This window comes from Mangrovimonas sp. TPBH4, from assembly GCF_001280505.1.
Lineage (GTDB): Bacteria > Bacteroidota > Bacteroidia > Flavobacteriales > Flavobacteriaceae > Mangrovimonas_A.
Genome location: NZ_LBIO01000065.1, coordinates 18,500 through 39,178 on the forward strand (window position 1 = coordinate 18,500; position 20,679 = coordinate 39,178).

Sequence of the window (20,679 nt, forward strand, 5' to 3'; positions counted from 1 at the left end):
GTGTTATGCCAAGTCTCGCTTTAGCATATTAATTAAATCATCAGGATCTTTATACATCACAAACTCCCCATTTTTAACGTAGGAAATCTGTCCAGTTTCCTCGCTAACCACCAAAGCCAAAGCATCGGTTTTTTCTGTAATACCTATAGCGGCCCTATGGCGTAAACCAAAACGCTGCGGGATATTTTTTTCATTGTTTACCGGTAGGATAACCCGTGTAGCCTTTACCACATTGTTTTCAATAATAATAGCGCCATCATGCAGCGGACTATTCTTAAAGAAGATACTCTCAATAATGGGTTGGGTCACCCCAATACTCATGGAATCTCCGGTTCCTGTTAAAAAATCCAGATTGTTGTTACGTTCTAAGACAATAAGTGCTCCCGTTTGTGAGGTTCCCATTTTGATACAGGCATTTACTATGGCAGTAATATCGGTGTTGGTTTCTACTTCATTTTTGAGGAATTTCATTTTACTGAAAATTTTCCGTTTGCCTCCCAAATTGGTGGAACCTACCATTAACAAAAATTTCCGGATTTCTGGTTGGAACACCACAATCAAAGCAATAATCCCCACTTTCATAAAGCCATCGAAAATGTTGTGGAGCATTTTCATATTGAGCAAATCCGTTATCTTCCAAACGGAGTAAATAATCATGATCCCTATGAAAATATTGATGGCCACGGTGCCTTTAACGAGCTTGTAAACATAGTAAAGTAGGATGGCAACCAAAAAGACGTCGATAAAGTCTACAATACTAAAATCCCAAAATTTTAAGTTATCCAAGGCGTAGGTGTTTTTGTAAATGTAACAAAATATGATTAATAAATAAACTCTCTGTTGTCTATTGTAACGGAGCCTATTTCAGAACTTGAAAGTATGGATTTTAAAGAGATATAGTCCTGAAAAGTGTTGTGTTTGTCAATTACCAATGTTATAGTTCTTGGTGTGTTTTGTATTGACAAGGAATTTTCCAAAGTACGTATGAGCTGTTCCAAATTTGTTTGTAAAACATCTGTATCTGAACTTAGAATTTCGATATGTTCTGGGTTGTGGAATTTCAGCAAAGACATCTTTTGCGTTGCAGTGCTATCAGGTATCATTGGGGCAATGGTATCGTAAACTACTTCGGTGAATTCCAAAAAGCCTAGGTTTTGGATGCTGGTATCATTACAAGTGAAATAGTTCTTGGCATTTTCATTTTTATGAAGCTCTGCATTACGCTTTTTGTCTTGTAAAAACATGATTTTGGGCATGGCCTGGTCCAAGGTCAATCGCTTATCTACATTTATGAGCCAATTGGTGGTGCTGATCAAATTTTTGCGGTTCAGTTCGATACTGTCGGGCAAAGTTTCATCATAAAAAAGGTAAGCGGCAGACACATCATGAATTTTTGTGATGGAGGCATGTTCAATTTCCGGTAACATAACCAGTTTGTCATTGCCACAAGACAAGCATAGCAAAACGATAAGCAAGCTGAAATATTTCATGTTGAGATTAAGAGTTTAGTTGATTAAAAAGTTGCACACATTCCATAGCTTCCTTGACATCATGTACACGCAAAATGGAAGCGCCTTTTTGTAGGACAATGGTGTTTAAAACCGTTGTGCCATTTAAAGCGTGTTCAGGAGTGGTGTCCAAAACTTTGTAAATCATCGATTTTCTGGAGATGCCTACCAAAAACGGAATGTCCAAGTTTTTAAAAAGCTCCATATGTTGTAGCAGTTCGTAATTTTGGGCTAAGGTTTTGGAAAACCCAAAGCCAGGATCGGCAATAAGGTCGTGGATGCCCAAAGCTCTAGCGGCAGCCATACGCTCTGCAAAATAGAACAAAATATCCTTGGTTAGGTTTTCATATAGGGTATGCTGTTGCATGGTTTGTGGCGTCCCTCTCATATGCATCATGATATATGGCACATGAAGTTTAGCCACAGTGGACAACATGTTCTCATCCAATAGACCCGCTGAAATATCATTGACCAAGGCAGCCCCTGCTTCAATACAGTTTTTGGCCACTTCGCTTCTAAAGGTATCTATGGAAATCAAAGTATCTGGGAATTCCTTTAAAATCAATTCCACAATGGGAACACTGCGTTGCAGTTCTTCGGCTTCGGAAACATGTTCGGCATTGGGACGCGAACTATAAGCTCCCAAGTCGATAAATGTGGCGCCATCCTCAAGCATGGAGGCCACTTTGTCCAAAATATCCTTTTCATTTTTGTAGCTGCCACCATCGTAAAAAGAGTCGGGGGTCACGTTTAAAATCCCCATTACTTTTGGGATTGAAAGCTCTACAAGTTGTCCTTTGCAATTTATGGTCATGTTTTTTTAGGAAGAATGAAGTGTCAAAATTAAGGCGCTTATTCGAGAAAAAAGAAAATCCCAATACATTTTTGGACATCGCCCAAACTTTAAACCTTAAACTTTGATGTTTAAAGTTTTTTATGCGAAATTTACGGAAAATTAAATGTATTCAATGCAAGAAACTTCAAAACAATACGATGAAGTCATTGCCACCTGTAGAGCCCTTTTTATCAATAAAATGAAAGATTATGGGAGCGCGTGGCGCATTTTAAGACTTCCTTCCCTAACAGACCAAATTTTTATAAAAGCCCAACGCATTCGCGGATTACAGGAAAACGACGTAAGAAAGATTGATGAAGATGAAACCAGTGAATTCATTGGAATTATCAACTATTGCACCATGGCTTTGATTCAATTGGAGAAGGGTGTGGTTGAAAAACCAGATATGTCTGTTGAGGAAGCCACCAAATTGTATGATGAAAAGATTGCTTTGACCAAACAACTCATGATGGACAAAAACCATGATTACGGTGAGGCTTGGAGAGACATGCGTGTGAGCAGCCTTACGGATTTGATCCTTCAAAAATTACTTCGCGTAAAAGAGATTGAAAACAACAAGGGCAAAACGCTGGTGAGTGAGGGGATTGATGCCAATTATCAGGATATGATCAACTACTCTGTATTTGCCATGATTCATTTAACCCAATAAGCTTTTTATGAAATTTATAGTAAACATTTGCCGTCTCTTGGTAGGGGCACTTTTTATTTTTTCAGGATTTATAAAATTGAACGACCCACTAGGGTTTTCCTACAAGCTTCAAGAGTACTTTAGCTACGACGTATTGAATATCCCTTCCTTGGAGCCTTATGCCTTGGGGATTTCGGTATTCGTTGTGATTTTTGAAGTGGTTTTGGGAGTGTTCCTTTTGGTGGGATACAAACCTAAATTCACCGTATGGAGTTTGCTGGGGATGATTGTGTTCTTCACATTCCTGACCTTCTATTCGGCGTATTTTGATAAGGTGAAAGACTGTGGTTGTTTTGGAGATGCCATCAAATTAACCCCATGGGAATCTTTTACAAAAGACGTGATTTTGTTGGTGCTGATATTGGTGCTATTCTTCAATGTTAGGTATATCAAGCCAATCTTCAGTAAGTTGGGAGTGACCATGGTATCTCTATTGAGCTTTATTGTGTGTATGTGGTTTGCCTACCATGTGCTGATGCATTTGCCTGCTATCGATTTTAGGGCCTACAGTATAGGAAGTAATATTAAGGAAAAAATGAGTATTCCTGAAGGGGCCAAAGAGCCTGTAATGGAATGGAAATGGTTGTTTAAGGTGAATGGTGAAGAAAAAGAGTTTGTGACCAACGGAAGCTACCCAAGTGTAGACGGGGAATACATCAGTGTAGAAACAACGGTAATAGAGCCTGGTTATGAACCTACGATTTTGGATTTTTCCATTGAGTCCGAAGATGATGACTTCACGACACATTTTCTTGAAGAAGAGCATTTGGTAATGGTGGTGAGTTATAGCTTGGAAAGTGCCGAAAAAGATGGATTAAATGCTCTAAAAACAATTACGGATCAGGCTATTGAAAATGGGTATACAGTAATTGGATTATCTGCCTCTGGAACTCCTGTTAAGCAGAAAATAAAGGAAGACTATAAATTAGATTTCGACTTTTATTTATGTGATGAAAAGGTGTTGAAAACGATTGTGCGTTCCAATCCTGGAGTATTGGTATTGGAAAAAGGGACCATCATGCAGAAAGTACATTGGAATGATGTTGATGATTTAGACCTTCCTAAAGTAGCCCGCAAACCAGAACCTAAGGTTGAAAAAGTAGAGGAGCACATTGTGTATTTTATCAATGATGAACGTGCTACCAAAGAGGCTATAGAGGCATTGGACTCTACTATGATTGAACAAATGAAAGTTATCAAAGACAGTACTTTGTTAAGAGAACTTGAGTTGGAAGCTGATGAACAAGCCACAGGTGTTATAAAAGTGACACTTAAAGACAACTAGCTGCTTGGTCAATTATCTGTTAAATAAAATATGGTATGCGCTGCTCACTTTGTTTGGAGTAGTGACGGTTATTTTCTTTTTATTTAATGTATTGCCGGGCGATCCTGCTCAAATGATGTTGGGGCAAAATGAAGATAGTAAGCAATTGGCGGCCGTTAAGGCAAAATACGGTTTTGATAAGCCTATTTCAACCCAATATGCTTACTATTTAAACGATTTGTCTCCTTTGTCTTTCCATTCTACAAACCCTAATGATTATACTTTTTTAAGGTCTGGGAAATATTCTGCGATGAGACTTTTTGAAATCGGGAAGACCAATATTGTTTTAAAACTGCCTTATTTACGGGAGTCCTTTACCAAGCAAGGGAAAGAAGTCAGTCAAGTGATTGCAGAAACCCTTCCCAATACGTTTGTATTGGCTATTTCATCCATAATCATCGCCATTGGTGTGGGGATATTTTTAGGAATAGTATCGGCTCTTTGCAAGGACCAATGGTTGGACAAGATCATTCAGGTGTTGAGTACTTTGGGAATGAGTGTGCCTTCTTTTTTCAGTGCCATTCTGTTTGCGTGGTTTTTTGGGTTTGTATTGCACAAATACACCCATTTGGAAATGACCGGAAGCCTATATGAAATGGACGATTTTGGGGAAGGTATCCACATAAAATGGAAAAACTTGATATTGCCTTCCATTGTGTTGGGGATTCGTCCGTTGGCAGTGGTTATTCAATTGATGCGAAATTCCTTGTTGGAGGTATTTAACCAAGATTATATCAGAACTGCAAAAGCCAAAGGGCTGAGTGAATTTCAAATTATAAAAAAACATGCCCTTAAAAATGCCATGAACCCTGTGGTAACGGCCATTTCGGGTTGGTTTGCCTCTATGTTGGCAGGCGCTGTTTTTGTGGAATACATCTTCGGTTGGAACGGTTTGGGTAAGGAAATCGTGAACGCCTTAAACACTTTGGATCTTCCCGTCATTATGGGTTCGGTGTTGATTATTGCCACCCTCTTCGTAATTATTAATATTTTTGTAGATATTATTTATGCTTGGCTCGATCCCAAAATAAAATTGGAATAGGGTCTGGACAGGAAAATAGGGGTGTTATGAAATCAATAAAAGTTTTAGTCCTTCTTCTTTTCGTTTGCATTGGCTGTAAAGCCCAAGAAGTCCCTACCACATTCTCCGAAGCCGCTTTAAAGGATACTTTTACAAACCTTGACGGACAGCAAATCTCATTTCAGCAGATATCGTCTAAATACCAAGGCAAAACCATTTTGATAGATGTCTGGGCTTCATGGTGCAAGGATTGTTTACAAGGTTTGCCCAAGGTGAAGAGTTTGCAGGAACAGGAAAAAAATGTGGTTTACTTATTTTTATCATTGGATAGGTCTATCGAATCCTGGAAATTTGCAATAGAAAAATATGGAATTGCTGGAGAGCATTATTATATGCAATCCGGAAGAAAGGGAGATTTTGGCAGTTTTGCCAATCTGGATTGGATTCCAAGATACATGGTGGTGTCGCCAGAAGGGACTATCAGCCTGTTTCGTGCAGTAAAAGCAGACGACCCCATGATTATTGAAGCATTGAAATAAAACAAAAGTTTAATTAATAAAAGTCCTTCAGCAGAAGGTGAGCATTAAAATGAGAAAACATATTGTAGCAGGAAACTGGAAAATGAACAATGATTTGTCCATGACAGAAACATTGATTTCTGAACTGAAAAAACAAACAATTACATCGGATGCTGAAGTGATGATTGCACCCGTATTTACCAACCTTTGGCCTGCTTACCAAGCCTTGAAGGATAGTGATATTGAAGTGGTTGCCCAAAACATGCACTTTGCGGAAAGTGGTGCTTACACAGGAGAAGTAAGTGCAACTATGTTAAAAAGTGTGGGCGTAAAAACAGTGATTTTGGGTCACAGCGAGCGTAGAGAGTACTTTAACGAAACGGACGAACTATTAGCTAAAAAGGTAGATGCCGCTTTAGCAAACGACATGCGTGTTATTTTCTGTTTTGGTGAAGAGTTGGCAGAAAGAAAAGCGGGCAAAGAGCAAGAGGTTGTAGGTTCTCAAATTGCCAATGCATTATTCCATTTGGATGCTTCGGCTTTTAAACATATTATTTTGGCCTATGAACCTGTTTGGGCCATTGGTACAGGAGAAACCGCTTCACCAGAACAAGCTCAAGATATGCACGCGTTTATCAGAAAGACTTTGGCTGACAAATATGGAGCTGAAGTCGCCGATGAGGTTTCCATTTTATATGGTGGAAGTGTAAAGCCAGCCAATGCTCAGGAAATTTTCTCTAAACCAGATGTTGATGGTGGATTAATTGGAGGCGCTTCTTTAAAGGCCGATGATTTCTTTGCTATAGTAAATGCTTTCTAAGTTTAGGCTTTCCATATAAAATAACAATCCCATAGTCGATAATACAGCTATGGGATTTTTTTATGAAAACGTTAAAAAGTGTTGTGGCTATGCTAGGTTTCCTAAATTTGCAAAAACTTTAACTATGTCTGAAATATACATTGGGTATGAATTCAAGGTGGCACCGCTAAGTCCCGGCACCGAAATTTTAATTGCAGAATTAGGCTATGTCGGTTTTGAAAGTTTTGTGGAAACCGAAGAAGGGGTGACCGCTTACATTCAAAAGGAGGACTGGAATGAGAACATCCTTGAAGATATCCAGATTTTGAATTCAGAGGAATTTCAGATTAGTTATACGTTTGAAGAAATAGAGCAGACCAACTGGAACCAGGAATGGGAAAAGAACTTCAGTCCTATTGTAGTAGACGATCGTTGTGCCGTAAGAGCACCTTTCCATGATAAATTCAATACGGAATACGATATCGTGATTGAGCCTAAAATGAGTTTTGGTACTGGGCACCACGAAACCACGCACATGATGATCCAGCACCTTCTAAAGAATGATGTAAAGGGTAAATCGGTATTGGATATGGGCTGTGGCACTGGAGTTTTGGCAATTTTGGCCGAAATGAAAGGCGCACATCCTATTGAGGCCATCGATATTGACAATTGGTGTTACCTGAACAGTCTGGAAAATGTAGAGCGCAATAATTGCGAACACATTACCGTTTACGAAGGCGATGCCCAGTTGTTGGAAGGCAAGCATTATGATGTGATTATTGCTAACATCAACCGCAATATCCTATTGAACGACCTGAAATATTACAGCAAATGTTTGAATCAAAATGGAAGTTTATTTTTGAGTGGTTTTTATAAAGATGACATCGAAACCATTGAAAAAGAGTGTGCTGCCCATGGATTGAAGTGTGTGGATATTTTGGAAAAAAACCATTGGGTTGCTTTAAAATTCTTAAATTAGAGACAATTTAGTCTTATTATCAACATATTACGTTTTTTGAGATTATGAGTGTAAGAGAAAAAACATCGGAAGATTTACTGTGTGCAGAAGAAGTCCTAAAACAAAATGAGATAGTATTGTACAATGACGAAGTCAATACTTTTGACCACGTAATTGAGACGCTTATCTATGCCTGCGACCATACACCAGAACAAGCTGAACAATGTTCCATTATCGTTCATTATAATGGAAAATGCACTGTAAAAACTGGTGATTACGACGATTTATTGCCACGTTGCTCCAAGATGCTGGAGGCAGGCTTAAGCGCGGAAATTGTATAAGCCTTTTTAGTGAGGCAGTTTATCTTTTAACTTCCCGTACACATAGGTGCCTAATATGGCGGCCAAAATCACTATGAGCATTTGGAACACGCCTGTTCCTACCAAGATGTACATTGGCCCTGGGCAGGCTCCTGAGAGTGCCCATCCCAAACCAAAAATAGAGCCTCCAATAATATAGCGCATCAAGCCCTTTTCTTTCTTGGGAACATCCAAGAGTTGGCCTGTAATGTTTTTCATCTTCATTTTTTTGGATACCAATAAAATCAATACCCCTGTGGTAACGGCGCTTCCAATGATGCCGTACATATGGAAGGATTCAAAACGGAACATTTCATAAATACGGTACCAAGATACTGCTTCCGATTTTACCAAAACAATTCCAAACAGGATACCAACCAATAAAAACTTAATATATTTCATCATAATGTGTGTCTAAAAGATTAATGGGAACAATAGGTGGACCATGATAAGTCCTCCAATAAAAAAGCCTATTACAGCAATTAAGGAAGGTAGTTGCAAACTACTTAATCCGGTAATGGCATGCCCAGAGGTGCATCCGCCTGCATAGCGGGTACCAAAACCAACTAGAAATCCTCCAATAATTAAAATGGCCAATCCTTTTACAGAAAATACGGCATCCCAACTAAAAAGCTCCTGAGGCAATAATGATTTGCCAACGTTGTCAAATCCTAGCTCATTTAATTTGGCTACGGTATCAGGGTTAAGGTCTATATTAGTTGGAGAAGAAAGTAAAAAGTGCGCAATGAAGCCACCAATTACAGTACCCAAAACCACGACCAAGTTCCATTTTTGATCCCTCCAGTTAAAATTGAAGAAAGGTACTTTCTTGCCCGCACCACCAATGGCACAAAGGGTTCTTAAATTGGATGACATTCCAAAGGTTTTACCAAAATACAGTAAAAGGAACATCACGATTGCTATTAAAGGGCCGCTTACATACCAGGGCCAAGGTTGAAGAATATAGTCCATAGAAATTTTTAAAAAGCTGCAAATATAATCAGTTTGTTTGAGCTGCTATGTAATAAATGTTACTTAAAGATATTAAACTTTGTCCTAGGAAACAGGCGAATGAAAAAACTATTGAAATTTTTTAAATAAAAGTTTGGATGTTTTTTAATAAATACCTTATATTTGCACCCACAAAAAAACGGCCTCGTGGCGCAACTGAATAGCGCATCTGATTACGGCTCAGAAGGTTACAGGTTTGAATCCTGTCGAGGTCACAATTTGAAATGGAAATTAGTTCAAGAACCACTTAAGTCTTAAGATTTAGGTGGTTTTGTTTTTTTATTGATAGTTATGATTTCATTCAAGGGAATATAATTGTAGAAATACTAAAAAGTTAAGGCGCCATAACCTTTAAAATGATCGACTCCCTGAAATGAATTCATCAACTAAAACCTCCAGAAACTTAATAACTTCAACCATAAAAAAAAAGAAACCGCGCATTGCGGTTTCTTTTTTTGACTTTACACCCCTTTTCAAGCCCCACCACTACTCCAACGTATTCAATATTTGGGCAAACTTGGCCTTGGTAGAAAGAACTTTATTATTAATATCAATTCGTTTTAATTCCGTTTCGATTAATTTGGCTTCTCTGTAGTTAATTAAAAACAAAGAGCCTTCTCCCAACTCAAACCGTTCTTGCTCAAAAGCTACCAATTGCTTGTAATCGTTGACCAAATTTTGAGCTATAGCACTTTGGGTTTCATACGAAGTTATTTCTTGTTGCACAGCATTGATCTTGTTAAGTAAACTCACCCTTGTTGCCGATAAACTAAAATCGATATCCTGCAATTTCAATTTCGTAAGTTTTAGATCACCTCGCTCCTTTCGCAAAAACAAAGGCATACTTATGTTGAGTCCTGCTTTGTAATTATGGGTTGTAAGCGAGTTTATATGCTCATAATCGCTAGTTAAAAAATTATACTGCACATCTATTTTTGGGAACAGATTATTGGTGTTTAACCGCTTCTCCAATACCAATTGCTCTTTTTCAAGGTTGATTGCCTGTATTTTTGGATGGTTTTCCAAAAGCTCTGCATTCACTTCCAACAAACTACTATTTAATACTTGATCGGCAATAAGTAAGGAATTTTCATCTGGTACCAAACTAGAATCCAATTCAACAGGAACATTATTTTCCAACCATAAAAAATTGGAAAGTTCCAATCGGGATTTCACATAGTTAATTCGGGATTTTTCAACATCCAGCTCCCTATTCTTCAAATTAATGCTTGCCTCCAGGGTATCCACAGCTGGTTTGTCTCCCGCCTCAAAACTCACAACGACGTTATTTAAACGTTCTCTGGCATTCTCTTTAAAAGCAGCATATACTTGATATTCCTGATAATATTTTAACCAAGCGAAATACGATTCAACAGCCTTGTAAATCACTTCGTTTACGGCCATACTCTGCTTGTTCAAACCGATATCCCTATAAAGCTTCGCCTGCTTTAAAGTTGCCATACGTTCATTAGCCAAAAAGCCTTTGGCCAAGGACATGGACACCCCTGCACTGTACAGCCCATCCTCGGGAACTGTAGATTCAGGGTTCAAATAATAACCTTCGTTGTTTTCATAGTTCGCCTTAAGCTCTATTCCGTACCACGTAGGGATTTTGAATGCCGCATTTAGCTTATCGTAATATTCGGTCCCCGTAAATTCCTTTTTACTGTAATCCACTTCTATTTTGGGATCGAAGGCACCTCGAGCCTTGAGTAACTTAGCCTCTCCTTCACTTGCAATAAGCCTTGCCTGTTTTACTACGGGATGATACTGCTTGACATAGCCTAAAAATTCTTCCAAAGAAAAAATACTATCAGAAATTGCTTGTCCTTGCCCCATAAAACTTAAAGGACAAAGCAACACTAGAAGCACTGATTTATATTTTGGAAACTGTATGTTTTTAAAAACCATTAGGTAGCGTTAAATGATAAGGGTTATTTATTTTGAATCACTCATTTGTGCAGCATCTTGGCCGGTTGGTGTATAGAAATTGGGAGGAAAACTGTTGATTTGCCTCCATATTTCAAACCAAATAGGGACATCCTCCAAAAGAGCAATGGTTTTAGCTCCAGACCCCACTCGAAGGGCTTCTGGCCAAGGTCCATAATCGGGATCTCTTGTAATCAAAACACGATACATACCATTTTGGCTGGCAAAATTTTCAATAGCCACTATCTGGGCTCCATAGGTACCATAGGACACATTGGGCCACCCACTAAACACAATTGCAGGCCAGCCTTCAAACTCCACCTGTACATGCTCCCCTTTATGCAAAAGCGGTAGGTCTATTGGTTTTACGTACATTTCCACTGCGAGCTCATAATTGGCAGGCATGATCCCAACCAAGGGCTCACCTTCCTTAAAGGTCTCTCCTATCCCCGATTTTATAGCCTTATTGATGTAACCATCCTGAGGCGCCGTAATAAATTGCAGGCTGTTACGCTTTACGTAATTAGCCAAACTATTTTCAAGTTTCGATACCTGAGCTTCGGTATCCAAAGCATTAGACTCTGCCGAAAACAAATCACTTTGGGCCTTGGCCAACTTATCCCCGTAAGTGGCCTGAATAGTAGAAATATTCAATTCTGAATTGATGACTTCATTTTTGGAAGCCAGCCATTTGTTTTCCTGTGAAATCAATTTAGCATTGGCCTCTTGAAGCTTATTTCTATACTCCTCAACGTCCTTAACTGCTTTCAGACCCTTTTCCTGTAAGGTTACGGTTCTTTCAAATTGGGTTTGGGCAATTTGAGCCTTGGTCTTGACAGCCTCCAAGTCAATACTGTCTGATTCCACTTTTAATTTGGACTGCAGTAACTTATTCTTGGCTTGTTCCAACTTCAGTTGCTGTTCCTTCTGCAAGGCTGCATACTGATTTTTCAAAGCCTGCACTTTAGAGCGATAAGCTTCCACCGAAGCCGACTTAGCCCTAATCTGTTCTCCAGTTCTATCGGTTAACTGTTCATCGAAATACTCACTTTTGATTTCCGAAATTTTAAGAATAGTGTCGCCTTCCTTCACAAAATCGCCTTCTTGTACCATCCAAGCATCAATACGCCCTGGGATAGGAGACTGTAAGGTTTGTGGCCTTTGATTAGGCTTTAAAGTGGTTACTAAACCCTTACTTGTAATATTCTGGGTCCATGGCAAAAATAAGATGATTACCAGCATGATGGTACTCACCAAAAGTACCCTTCTAAATAAACGATGCTGATCCTTGTGCAAGGTAGCTTGACCTGATTTGTACTGTTCCAGATCAAAAAATTCCGAGACTTTATTATTAGATATATTTAGCATAGCGTTTACGAATTAATTATGTGCCCATCTTCCAAAATAATGTGCTTGTTGCACATGCGCTTCCACACATTAAGGTTACTTACCACAATCACGCTCCAAGGGTTGGATGCATCACATAAATACCTAAATATTTTTTCGGATTCCTCAATATTGAACTGCTTTAAAGGCTCTTCCAAAATGAGCACTTTGGGCTGTTTTAAAATGGCCCTAGCCAGCAATAATTTGGCCGAAATAAAATAAGGAACCTGTTTGCCTTCTGGCTTTAGCAAGGTGTTCAACCCTTTAGGCTGTCGCTTTAAAAAAGTAGTCAGACCTAATTTTTCGAACACTTTATAAATGTCCTCGTCATTTATTTCTGGATTTCCGAAGGTTACATTTTCCCTGATTGTTCCTTCGAAGGGAGATTCCTCGGAAAGTACCATTCCCAAATGCGAACGGTATTTATTAATGTGCAAGCTCTCTATGGATAAATTGTCTATATAGATATACCCATCGGTTGGAGCCAACACCCCAGAAATTAGTTGCAGCAAACTGGACTTGCCCGAGCCACTGTCGCCTTGAATCAATACGCGATCTGTTGGTTCAATCTTAAAGGAAATATGTTCCAAAATGGGCTTTCTTCGGTTGGCCACACTATAGCCAGCATTCTTCAATTCAATGGTAAATGGCTTTCCATTAATGATGTCCTCACCAGATTGGCTCTCTATTGGTTTATCCACTACCTGCCCAAGCTTTTCGATAGCCGTCAAAACATCGTAAAAAGACTCCAATCCCAGAATGAGTTTTTCTACCGAAGCAATAATCAATATGATAATGATTTCTGCCGCAACAAACTGCCCAATATTCATTTGTTGATGCAACACCAAATACCCACCTACCAACAACAACCCAGCGGTAACCACCACCTTAAAACCAATCATTTGCTTGAACTGAAGCATCAATATTTTAAAGTGGTTCTCTCGCGAATTCACATAGTCAAAGACTAAATCGTCCGTTTTTTTTAGGGCCAAACTGGTTCTTCCCGAAAGCTTGAAACTAATAACGGTTCGTGCAATTTCCTCCAGCCAGTGCGCCATTTTGTATTTGTACTTGGACTCCGTTAACGAAGTGTCCAGACCTTTTTTGGCGGTATATTTAAACACAATGAAAATAAGTCCCAATAACAAAAGTCCAAATAAGATAAAGAACGGATGATAAAAAGACAATAGGATCAACGCAAACAAAACCTGCAAAAAGGCCGATGGGATATCGATTAAAATTTTGGACAAGCCCTTTTGGATACTCAAGGTATCAAAGAACCTATTGGCGAGTTCCGGCAGATAATAATTGCGCATCTCATTCATTTTTATTTTAGGAAAACGATAAGCCAAATCAAAGGAGGCCCTAGCAAAAATGCGCTGTTGGATGCTCTCGATGATACGCATTTGAAACAACTTTAAGATACCCGTAAAGGCCACCCCTGTGGTTACCAATATCACCAATACAATCCATGATGTGGAGACTTGCCCTCCTTGTAAAAGCGTTATAATGGCTTGAATACCCAAAGGCAGGGTCAAAGCCAAAATCCCTTCAAAGATTGCAAAATAGGCCACTCTAAAAATGTCTTCCCTTTCTAGTTGCACCAAGCCCAAAAAGCGTTTCCAAGGTGATAGGGTTTCGTTATTCTCCATGCATTAGGGTGTTAAAAATGACGTTTGTATAAAATTGTGTAATCGAAGTGTTTTCGGTACTGTTGGTAATGGTCTTGAAGTGATCCTTAAAAAAATGCTGATGTAATGCCCCCTCAACAGTGGAACTAGCCAAACTCAATGGAAACTGATACTTACCATTGTAATCTTGAATCACCTCTGCAAAGCGCTTCACTACGCGTTTAAAAGGCATAAAAAAGCCTTCCTCATTTTCGGTATCTACATCGCAGGTAAGGTAAGCCTTGGCATTTTCCTTAATGATGATTTTGTTGAGCAACACCTCGTTAATGTGCTCAAAATTGCTATCCTGTTCGGTCGTTCTGGTAAGCACCTCGATGGCTTTTTCCAGTTTTTCCTTGGGTGCTTTTAAGGCAAATGTTTCCAACACTAACTGGTATTCTATCCATACCCAATACCAAGAAGTCAAGTACATCAACAAATGGTGCTTGCTCTCAAAATACCGATAAATAGAGCTCTCGTTGGAATTGATATTGGCTCCCAACTTTTTAAAATTGAACTGCTCAAAGCCAAGTTGGTCAATGAGTTCAATGCTATGCTTGATGATGCGCTTTCCCAAGTCTGAGGTCTCGGGATCCTTGATAAAGATGCCTTTGGGGACTTCAATTTTAAAGTTTTGCAGCAAATTGATCATTATAATAATTATTTAAATCACAAATCTAATAGTATTGCTATTATTATTGTGATTTGATATATTAAAAATTTGTGAAAATTTCTACAAAATGATGCGATTAGGAGCCTAGACGGTTAATTGAATAGTCTTCATTTTCAAACTTACAAACTACACACCTACAAACAACTCTCTAAAATACAACATCTTAACCCAACCCAACAAAGACTATTAGCTTTATTTTTAATGAAATGAATAGGAAAACAATGTCTTCTTAATAAATATATTCCTACAGTTTTGGAAGAAGTGAAATAGATGATTCCAAAAGACAGACCGGATTACCCCAACACAATGCGATGCTCCCAATCCCAAGTATTATGTTCTAGTCTGGACAGCAAAGTGAGCTCATTAACTTCAAATTCCTTGACATAAACCACATCCTTAAACAATTCAAAGCTTTTATGAAGTGTTGCGCTATCCCTTGTTTTCGAAATAGTGATGTGCGGGGTACTGGAAACAATTAAAGACCTTAACTCCCTATGAAAGTCCCTTTGCCACAACAGTTTTAGTTGCTCCAGTAAGTGGTCAAATTCTTTGGATGGCCTTACTTTTAACAGCAATACGTTTGAGCCCTTTTCAAACATATCAAAGCCTTCAATGGACATTTTAAATTTCTTGGCCTTAGACAAGCTTGCAAAGGATTTTATCAAAAAGGGCTCATTCTCCACAATCATTTTAAATTGAACCAAAGTGATATGCGGTTTGGATTTTGAATATTGAAGGGGGCCAAAAACCTCTATAAATTGCGTTTTAAAAGCAGCCACTTCCTCATAAATGGGGCTGGGTGGCACAATTCGCAAATTGTATATTTTTATTTCAGACATAGCCCTTTGAGTTTCCCTTATCCAAGCTCTACACGGAGTTCCTGCATCACCTCAGCAAACTTTTCCAAGGAATACAGTCTATCATTAACATCATAGACATTGGTAGATATAATCAATTCGTCGGCTTGGGTTTGCTTTAAAAAGGCGGCCACCTGTTTCTTCACAGCTGCCTTGCTCCCTACAAAACTGTACTTGATCATGTTTTGAATGGAAGGATGCTGCATGATTTCCTTTAAATCCGGGGTCATCTCTGTGGGAGGATTCAAATAATCACGTTTCCCCGTAAACATCCCAATAATCATGCGCAAGGAGGACGTCTGCAAACGTTCGGCTTCTTCATCTGTCTCGGCAATAATCACATTAACGCCAGCGATTACATATGGAGCCTCCAAAACTTCAGAAGGCACAAATTGCGCTCTATAAATGGCCAAGGCCTCATCTAGATGCGCTGTTGCAAAATGACTGGCAAATGCATAAGGCAACCCTTTTTTGGAGGCCAAATGGGCACTATCAGTACTGGAACCCAAGATATAAATAGGCAGCTCCACGCCTTCGGCAACCACGGCCCTAACCTTTGCCGTTTCATTATGTTTTGAGAAAAACCCTTGTATTTGCTCCACATCATTCGGAAAAGAATGTGCGGCCTGCAAAAAATCCGATTTTATGGCCATGGCTGTATCGCGATCGGTACCTGGGGCTCTGCCCAGTCCCAAATCGATACGGTTGGGATACAAATTTCCCAAAGTCCCAAATTGCTCCGCCACAATTAATGGGGAATGGTTGGGCAACATCACTCCTCCAGCACCCACGCGTATTTTAGAGGTTTGTTGGGCTACATGCCCTATTAACACCGTTGGCGCATTACTGCCCACGGCCATCATGTTATGGTGCTCGGCAAACCAAATTCTGGTATAGCCCAAGGCTTCGGCTTTTTGTGCCAAGGCCACCGCATTTTTATAGGTTTGTTGAACCGATTGTCCTTTAGATATCAATGCCAATTCCAGAATGGAATAGGCGGTTTGTTTTGTATTCATATGTTGCATATTTGGGTTTCAATGCTTCAGTGTCTAAACTCAAAGCAGTGCTCTCATTCCCCAGAAATTAGTATTGTAGAAATTAAATGCAAAGGTACAGAGCCAAAGTGGTTATGACAAATGAGTGCTTCTATTGATATTGATGTTACTCTTTTATTGGAAATCCCTTACATTTTAGTAATTTAGAACAATGTACTTCATACTTATTAACAACCAACCATTTCAATACTTTATGAAAACCACTTCATTACTAATCTGCCTACTTGTTTCGTTGGCAGTACAATTGCAAGGCGATATGTCCAATGAAAAACTTAATGTATTATTTATTGGAAATAGCCTGACTTATTTTCACGACATGCCCCAAACACTCCAAAACATGCTGAATGAAACACATCCCAACATAAGCATCGACCAAATTACATTTCCCGGTCTATCATTAACCGGACATTTGTCGGATATTGTGACTATAAGAACAGAAAACGGAATCCACACAAGGAAAAAGGAAGAAGGAGAGCGTACCGAGACGGAAATAAAAATCACCTCAAAAAACTGGGATGTCATCATACTTCAAACAGGGACCGTTAGTGTTTTAATTCCAGAAAATCTAGATTTAAAGGTATCCAAAGCAATTACGGACATACAAAACATGGTTTCCAATCCTCATTTCAAATTTGTACTGTTCTATACATGGCCTTCCAAAAAAGAGTATCCTAAACAATATTGCTATTCATCATATCACATCGATGAGTCTATCGAAAAACCAAAGTGCTGTTCAAAAAGTCTTGAAAATCCTGAACAGGAACTCTCGGTTATAAATGAATCATATGACGTATTGGCCAACGCTCATGGACTTACTAAAACCGATAATGGCACCAAATTTCTTGAAGTTTCCAATACCCATCCCGAAGTTGAACTTTATGATGATAGTATGCACCCGAACCAATATGGTGCATTTTTGAATGCCTGTATTTTCTATCAAATACTAACCAATCAAAAAGCTACAACTTTAAAATACCATGGTGACATTGCGCCAAAAACCGCAACATTGTTAAAACAAATTGCAGGATGAAAATTTTTAGTAAATTAAATACTTGATTAGCGATTTAACATGAACAAACTCTTCCATATCTTTAAAGTTGATGAGGCCGAAGCTGAGACAATTGCGACGCAGCCTGACGAGCCTCACAATCATGATTTTGAAGAACTGCTCATTGGCGTTGAAGGTGGCTTGGAACACTTTATAGACTTTAACTCCAAAACTATCGAAGCTCCCTTTGTGAGCTTCATCACCAAAGGCAAAGTGCACCGTATCATCCCAAAAGCCATCAATGGCAAGTGCGATATATGGGGCATCCGCTTTAAAAGCGAATTTATTCCAGAAAGCACCTTTCAGCTATATTCTCTATACCATAATCAAGCAAATTTAAAGCTGAAAAGCGACTATTGTTTCCAACGTCTAACGTCTTTGTGTGAAATGATTTACGACGAATCCCAACAAAACACTCCCAATTACGGCATCATACGGCAACTGCTGAGTGTACTCTTTACAATGGTTGAAGTGGAACGCAAAAAAGAAACACCTACCGATGCCTCTCTTGAAAAAACACAAAACACCACCTTTAAAAATTTCCTAAGCATTTTGGACGACAACTACCATAGACCTGTTGGCGTGGAATTTTATGCCGAAAAACTGTTCATGTCGTCCCGAAACCTCAACATCATTTGCCAAAACATCCTGGAACAGAGCGTTTCGGAACTCATTGAAACCCGCAAGCTTATTGAAGCCAAAAACCTCCTGGTTTCTACTGATAAAAGCATTTCAGAAATCGCCTATGACCTAGGTTATAATGAAAACTCATACTTCTCCAACGTCTTTAAAAAGAAGTCTGGACAATCGCCCAGTGAGTTTAGAGAAGACATGAAAAAACTGCTCTTTTCCTAAATCTACAACCCTTTTTCCGAATAGTATAAGGTTAACCTATTCAATCATTTGCACCTTTGTAGTGTAATTTTATAGTAACAAAAAACACAAAGAATATGGCTACTACAAAATGGGTCATCGACCCAACACACAGCGACATAGGTTTTAAGGTAAAACACTTAATGATCTCCAACGTAAAGGGAAATTTCACCAATTATGAAGCAAGCATTGATGGTGAAGACTTTTCTTCTGCTCCTATCACGGTAACTATTGAGGCAGCATCCATTTCAACACAAAACACAGAAAGGGACACCCACTTAAAAAGCGCTGACTTTTTTGATGTGGAAACCCACAAATCCATTATCTTTAAGAGTTCATCCCTTACAAAAGTTGATGGTGACGAATACAAATTAAAAGGACTTCTTAGCATCAAAAACATTAGTAAGGAAGTTGATTTGAATGTTGAATATGGCGGCACCAACAAGGATCCTTGGGGTAATGAAAAACTGGCCTTTGAAATCACAGGAAAAATCAACCGTAAAGATTTTGGACTTAACTGGAATGCCGCTTTGGAAACGGGAGGTGTACTGGTAGGTGACGAGGTGAAATTGGTAGCCGAAGTACAGTTTGTAAAACAGGTTTCTTAATTTACCTCTGAAATGGATAGGACGAAGTTCTTAAAATCCTTAGCGTTATTACCATTAATAAGTGCTAGCATGAATTTAAAAGATTTAAATAAAATGACCTCTTCCTTGGATAATACAGGTAAAATGCCTGTATTATTCCTTGGTCATGGCAGCCCTATGAATGCCATTGAAGAAAACGAATTTGTCCAAGCCTTCAGAAAATTGGGCAAGGAATTGATTCGTCCCAATGCCATTCTATGTATTTCGGCACACTGGGAAACCAAGGGCACCTTTGTTACCGCCATGCAACATCCGCCTACCATCCATGATTTTGGAGGGTTTCCACAAGCCTTGTTCGATGTGCAATATCCAGCACCCGGTAGCCCAGAATTGGCTCAGGAAACCAAAAACCTAATAACCAAAACCAACGTTGGTTTGGACGAAAAATGGGGTTTGGACCACGGGGCATGGAGCGTCATTAAACACCTATACCCGGAGGCCAATATTCCCGTAATACAGATGAGCATTGACTACACCCAACCTCCCAGATACCATTACGAACTGGCAAAGGAACTCCAAAAACTACGTCATAAAGGAGTGTTGATCATTGGAAGTGGCAATATGGTCCATAACTTGCGTATGGTGGCTTGGAATAAACTAAATGAAGAGTTTGCCTATGATTGGGCCTTTGAGGCCAATGAAAAAATGAAAAGTTATATTCTGGATGATAACCACCAGAATCTTATCAACTTTAAATCCCAAGGAAGAGCATTTGATTTGGCCATTCCAACACCTGAGCATTATCTTCCTCTCCTCTACACTTTGGCCCTAAAAGATAAGAATGAAGAAGTTAGCTTGTTTAATGATAAACCTGTGGGGGGCTCATTGACCATGACCTCTTTAAAAATTGAAGCTGTTTAAGTTGGTTTTCATGAAATTTAAACTCTGAGGCCTCATTTTCTTATATAAAAAAACGCCCACTCAATAGTGGGCGTTTTGCAGTAACCAAAAACAACCTTTATTACTTAGAAGCGCAACAATCGCCTTCTTTCTTTACTCCAAACTTAGAGAGGATATCCTCCATCAAACACCATTTGGTAATTCCAGACTGCAACAAGTTGGCCCCTACAAATAAGGTAAACCATAACCAATTTTCGTTTACAAACATGCCTAGCAATACGCTAATAATTATAAACGTCCCTGCAATGACACGGATATATCTATTCATCATAACTTTATATTTTTAGTGTTAAATACTCTTTTCTATAGGAATTACAATCGCCCTTATGGGGTTATTGGTTTCCATATGCCTGTTGAATTCCTGAATCAACTTAAACAATAGGTCTATATTGGCTTCCTCTGTAAAGGAGAAGAATAAAATGGACTCGTTCCCGCTGGATTCTCCCGGAAACCAACTGCTGGTAGCCAATACAGCGGGTACGTTTTTATAACCATCGATATCCGAACTACTAAAACTCTCAATATTGGCTTGCCTAAAGAGTTTTAAGACGTCCTTTTGAAAGTCTTCTACAGCCGTAACTATTACTAATTTCATTTCC

General features: G+C 39.0%; 24 protein-coding genes and 1 tRNA gene. 12 read left to right on the plus strand and 13 right to left on the minus strand.

The features are described 5' to 3' along the window. Positions 1 to 3: 3 nt before the first annotated feature. Genes cdaA through folP form a run of 3 tightly spaced genes read right to left on the minus strand, consistent with a single transcriptional unit; the run spans position 4 to position 2,322 of the window. On the minus strand, positions 4 to 786 hold the full coding sequence (cdaA, locus tag ZA05_RS16695) for a diadenylate cyclase CdaA (protein ID WP_053992830.1): 783 nt from the start codon (positions 784 to 786) through the stop codon (positions 4 to 6). Positions 787 to 821: 35 nt separating this feature from the next. After that, the gene (locus tag ZA05_RS16700; protein WP_053992831.1) at positions 822 to 1,490 is read right to left on the minus strand and encodes a hypothetical protein; all 669 of its coding nucleotides are present in this window, start codon (positions 1,488 to 1,490) and stop codon (positions 822 to 824) included. Positions 1,491 to 1,497: 7 nt separating this feature from the next. Beyond that, positions 1,498 to 2,322 carry a dihydropteroate synthase gene (folP, locus tag ZA05_RS16705; protein WP_053992832.1) on the minus strand — a complete coding sequence of 275 codons (825 nt, stop codon included), beginning with the start codon at positions 2,320 to 2,322 and terminating at the stop codon, positions 1,498 to 1,500. Between the two features lie 154 nt (positions 2,323 to 2,476). On the opposite strand from folP, the gene ZA05_RS16710 reads away from it, so the two are divergent. The 7 genes from ZA05_RS16710 (at position 2,477) to ZA05_RS16740 (ending at position 8,013) form a co-directional block, all read left to right on the plus strand. Further along, on the plus strand, positions 2,477 to 3,013 hold the full coding sequence (locus tag ZA05_RS16710) for a DUF1599 domain-containing protein (protein ID WP_053975512.1): 537 nt from the start codon (positions 2,477 to 2,479) through the stop codon (positions 3,011 to 3,013). Between the two features lie 7 nt (positions 3,014 to 3,020). Beyond that, positions 3,021 to 4,337 carry a BT_3928 family protein gene (locus tag ZA05_RS16715; protein WP_053992833.1) on the plus strand — a complete coding sequence of 439 codons (1,317 nt, stop codon included), beginning with the start codon at positions 3,021 to 3,023 and terminating at the stop codon, positions 4,335 to 4,337. 4 nt (positions 4,338 to 4,341) lie between these two features. After that, positions 4,342 to 5,418, plus strand: a complete 1,077-nt coding sequence (locus ZA05_RS16720) for an ABC transporter permease (protein ID WP_053992834.1) — start codon at positions 4,342 to 4,344, stop codon at positions 5,416 to 5,418. 26 nt (positions 5,419 to 5,444) lie between these two features. Next, complete coding sequence (locus ZA05_RS16725; protein ID WP_082333829.1) at positions 5,445 to 5,936, plus strand: TlpA disulfide reductase family protein; 492 nt, start codon at positions 5,445 to 5,447, stop codon at positions 5,934 to 5,936. Between the two features lie 49 nt (positions 5,937 to 5,985). Then, positions 5,986 to 6,735 (plus strand): triose-phosphate isomerase, encoded by a 750-nt coding sequence (tpiA, locus tag ZA05_RS16730; protein WP_053992835.1) that lies wholly within the window; start codon positions 5,986 to 5,988, stop codon positions 6,733 to 6,735. Between the two features lie 124 nt (positions 6,736 to 6,859). Then, the gene (gene prmA, locus ZA05_RS16735; protein ID WP_053992836.1) at positions 6,860 to 7,693 is read left to right on the plus strand and encodes a 50S ribosomal protein L11 methyltransferase; all 834 of its coding nucleotides are present in this window, start codon (positions 6,860 to 6,862) and stop codon (positions 7,691 to 7,693) included. Positions 7,694 to 7,737: 44 nt separating this feature from the next. Beyond that, positions 7,738 to 8,013 (plus strand): ATP-dependent Clp protease adaptor ClpS, encoded by a 276-nt coding sequence (locus ZA05_RS16740; protein ID WP_053992837.1) that lies wholly within the window; start codon positions 7,738 to 7,740, stop codon positions 8,011 to 8,013. A gap of 6 nt (positions 8,014 to 8,019) precedes the next feature. On the opposite strand, the gene ZA05_RS16745 is transcribed toward ZA05_RS16740, so the two are convergent. Further along, positions 8,020 to 8,433 carry a DUF6691 family protein gene (locus ZA05_RS16745; RefSeq protein ID WP_053992838.1) on the minus strand — a complete coding sequence of 138 codons (414 nt, stop codon included), beginning with the start codon at positions 8,431 to 8,433 and terminating at the stop codon, positions 8,020 to 8,022. 12 nt (positions 8,434 to 8,445) lie between these two features. Then, on the minus strand, positions 8,446 to 9,003 hold the full coding sequence (locus tag ZA05_RS16750) for a YeeE/YedE family protein (RefSeq protein ID WP_053992839.1): 558 nt from the start codon (positions 9,001 to 9,003) through the stop codon (positions 8,446 to 8,448). Between the two features lie 180 nt (positions 9,004 to 9,183). Between ZA05_RS16750 and ZA05_RS16755 the strand changes: the two genes are divergently transcribed. Then, a tRNA-Arg gene (locus tag ZA05_RS16755) sits at positions 9,184 to 9,257 on the plus strand. Positions 9,258 to 9,528: 271 nt separating this feature from the next. On the opposite strand, the gene ZA05_RS16760 is transcribed toward ZA05_RS16755, so the two are convergent. The 6 genes from ZA05_RS16760 to ZA05_RS16785 form a co-directional block, all read right to left on the minus strand. Continuing rightward, positions 9,529 to 10,953 carry a TolC family protein gene (locus ZA05_RS16760; protein WP_053992840.1) on the minus strand — a complete coding sequence of 475 codons (1,425 nt, stop codon included), beginning with the start codon at positions 10,951 to 10,953 and terminating at the stop codon, positions 9,529 to 9,531. 27 nt (positions 10,954 to 10,980) lie between these two features. After that, complete coding sequence (locus tag ZA05_RS16765; protein ID WP_053992841.1) at positions 10,981 to 12,339, minus strand: HlyD family secretion protein; 1,359 nt, start codon at positions 12,337 to 12,339, stop codon at positions 10,981 to 10,983. A 5-nt stretch (positions 12,340 to 12,344) separates the two neighbouring features. After that, positions 12,345 to 14,009, minus strand: a complete 1,665-nt coding sequence (locus tag ZA05_RS16770) for a peptidase domain-containing ABC transporter (protein ID WP_053992842.1) — start codon at positions 14,007 to 14,009, stop codon at positions 12,345 to 12,347. Next, positions 13,999 to 14,679 (minus strand): TetR/AcrR family transcriptional regulator, encoded by a 681-nt coding sequence (locus tag ZA05_RS16775; protein ID WP_053992843.1) that lies wholly within the window; start codon positions 14,677 to 14,679, stop codon positions 13,999 to 14,001. Before ZA05_RS16775 ends, ZA05_RS16770 begins: the two co-directional genes overlap by 11 nt. 314 nt (positions 14,680 to 14,993) lie before the next feature. After that, positions 14,994 to 15,539: a 2'-5' RNA ligase family protein gene (locus ZA05_RS16780; protein WP_053992844.1), complete on the minus strand. Its 546-nt coding sequence runs from the start codon at positions 15,537 to 15,539 to the stop codon at positions 14,994 to 14,996. Between the two features lie 17 nt (positions 15,540 to 15,556). Next, positions 15,557 to 16,573 (minus strand): LLM class flavin-dependent oxidoreductase, encoded by a 1,017-nt coding sequence (locus ZA05_RS16785; protein WP_053992925.1) that lies wholly within the window; start codon positions 16,571 to 16,573, stop codon positions 15,557 to 15,559. A 190-nt stretch (positions 16,574 to 16,763) separates the two neighbouring features. Between ZA05_RS16785 and ZA05_RS16790 the strand changes: the two genes are divergently transcribed. The 4 genes from ZA05_RS16790 (at position 16,764) to ygiD (ending at position 20,041) form a co-directional block, all read left to right on the plus strand. Further along, positions 16,764 to 17,642, plus strand: a complete 879-nt coding sequence (locus ZA05_RS16790; RefSeq protein WP_231632514.1) for a DUF4886 domain-containing protein — start codon at positions 16,764 to 16,766, stop codon at positions 17,640 to 17,642. A gap of 39 nt (positions 17,643 to 17,681) precedes the next feature. Continuing rightward, entirely contained in the window at positions 17,682 to 18,515 is an 834-nt protein-coding gene (locus ZA05_RS16795; RefSeq protein WP_053992845.1) for an AraC family transcriptional regulator, read from the plus strand. A 95-nt stretch (positions 18,516 to 18,610) separates the two neighbouring features. Continuing rightward, the gene (locus tag ZA05_RS16800; RefSeq protein WP_053992846.1) at positions 18,611 to 19,141 is read left to right on the plus strand and encodes a YceI family protein; all 531 of its coding nucleotides are present in this window, start codon (positions 18,611 to 18,613) and stop codon (positions 19,139 to 19,141) included. Between the two features lie 69 nt (positions 19,142 to 19,210). Further along, a complete protein-coding gene (ygiD, locus tag ZA05_RS16805; RefSeq protein ID WP_053992847.1) occupies positions 19,211 to 20,041 on the plus strand; it encodes a 4,5-DOPA dioxygenase extradiol in 831 nt (276 codons plus the stop codon). Between the two features lie 100 nt (positions 20,042 to 20,141). Here the strand turns inward: ygiD and ZA05_RS16810 are convergent, their stop codons facing one another. Further along, a complete protein-coding gene (locus ZA05_RS16810) occupies positions 20,142 to 20,351 on the minus strand; it encodes a DUF2892 domain-containing protein (protein WP_053977237.1) in 210 nt (69 codons plus the stop codon). An 18-nt stretch (positions 20,352 to 20,369) separates the two neighbouring features. Further along, positions 20,370 to 20,675, minus strand: coding sequence for a hypothetical protein (locus tag ZA05_RS16815; RefSeq protein ID WP_053992848.1), 306 nt, complete (start codon positions 20,673 to 20,675; stop codon positions 20,370 to 20,372). Between the last annotated feature and the right edge of the window lie 4 nt (positions 20,676 to 20,679).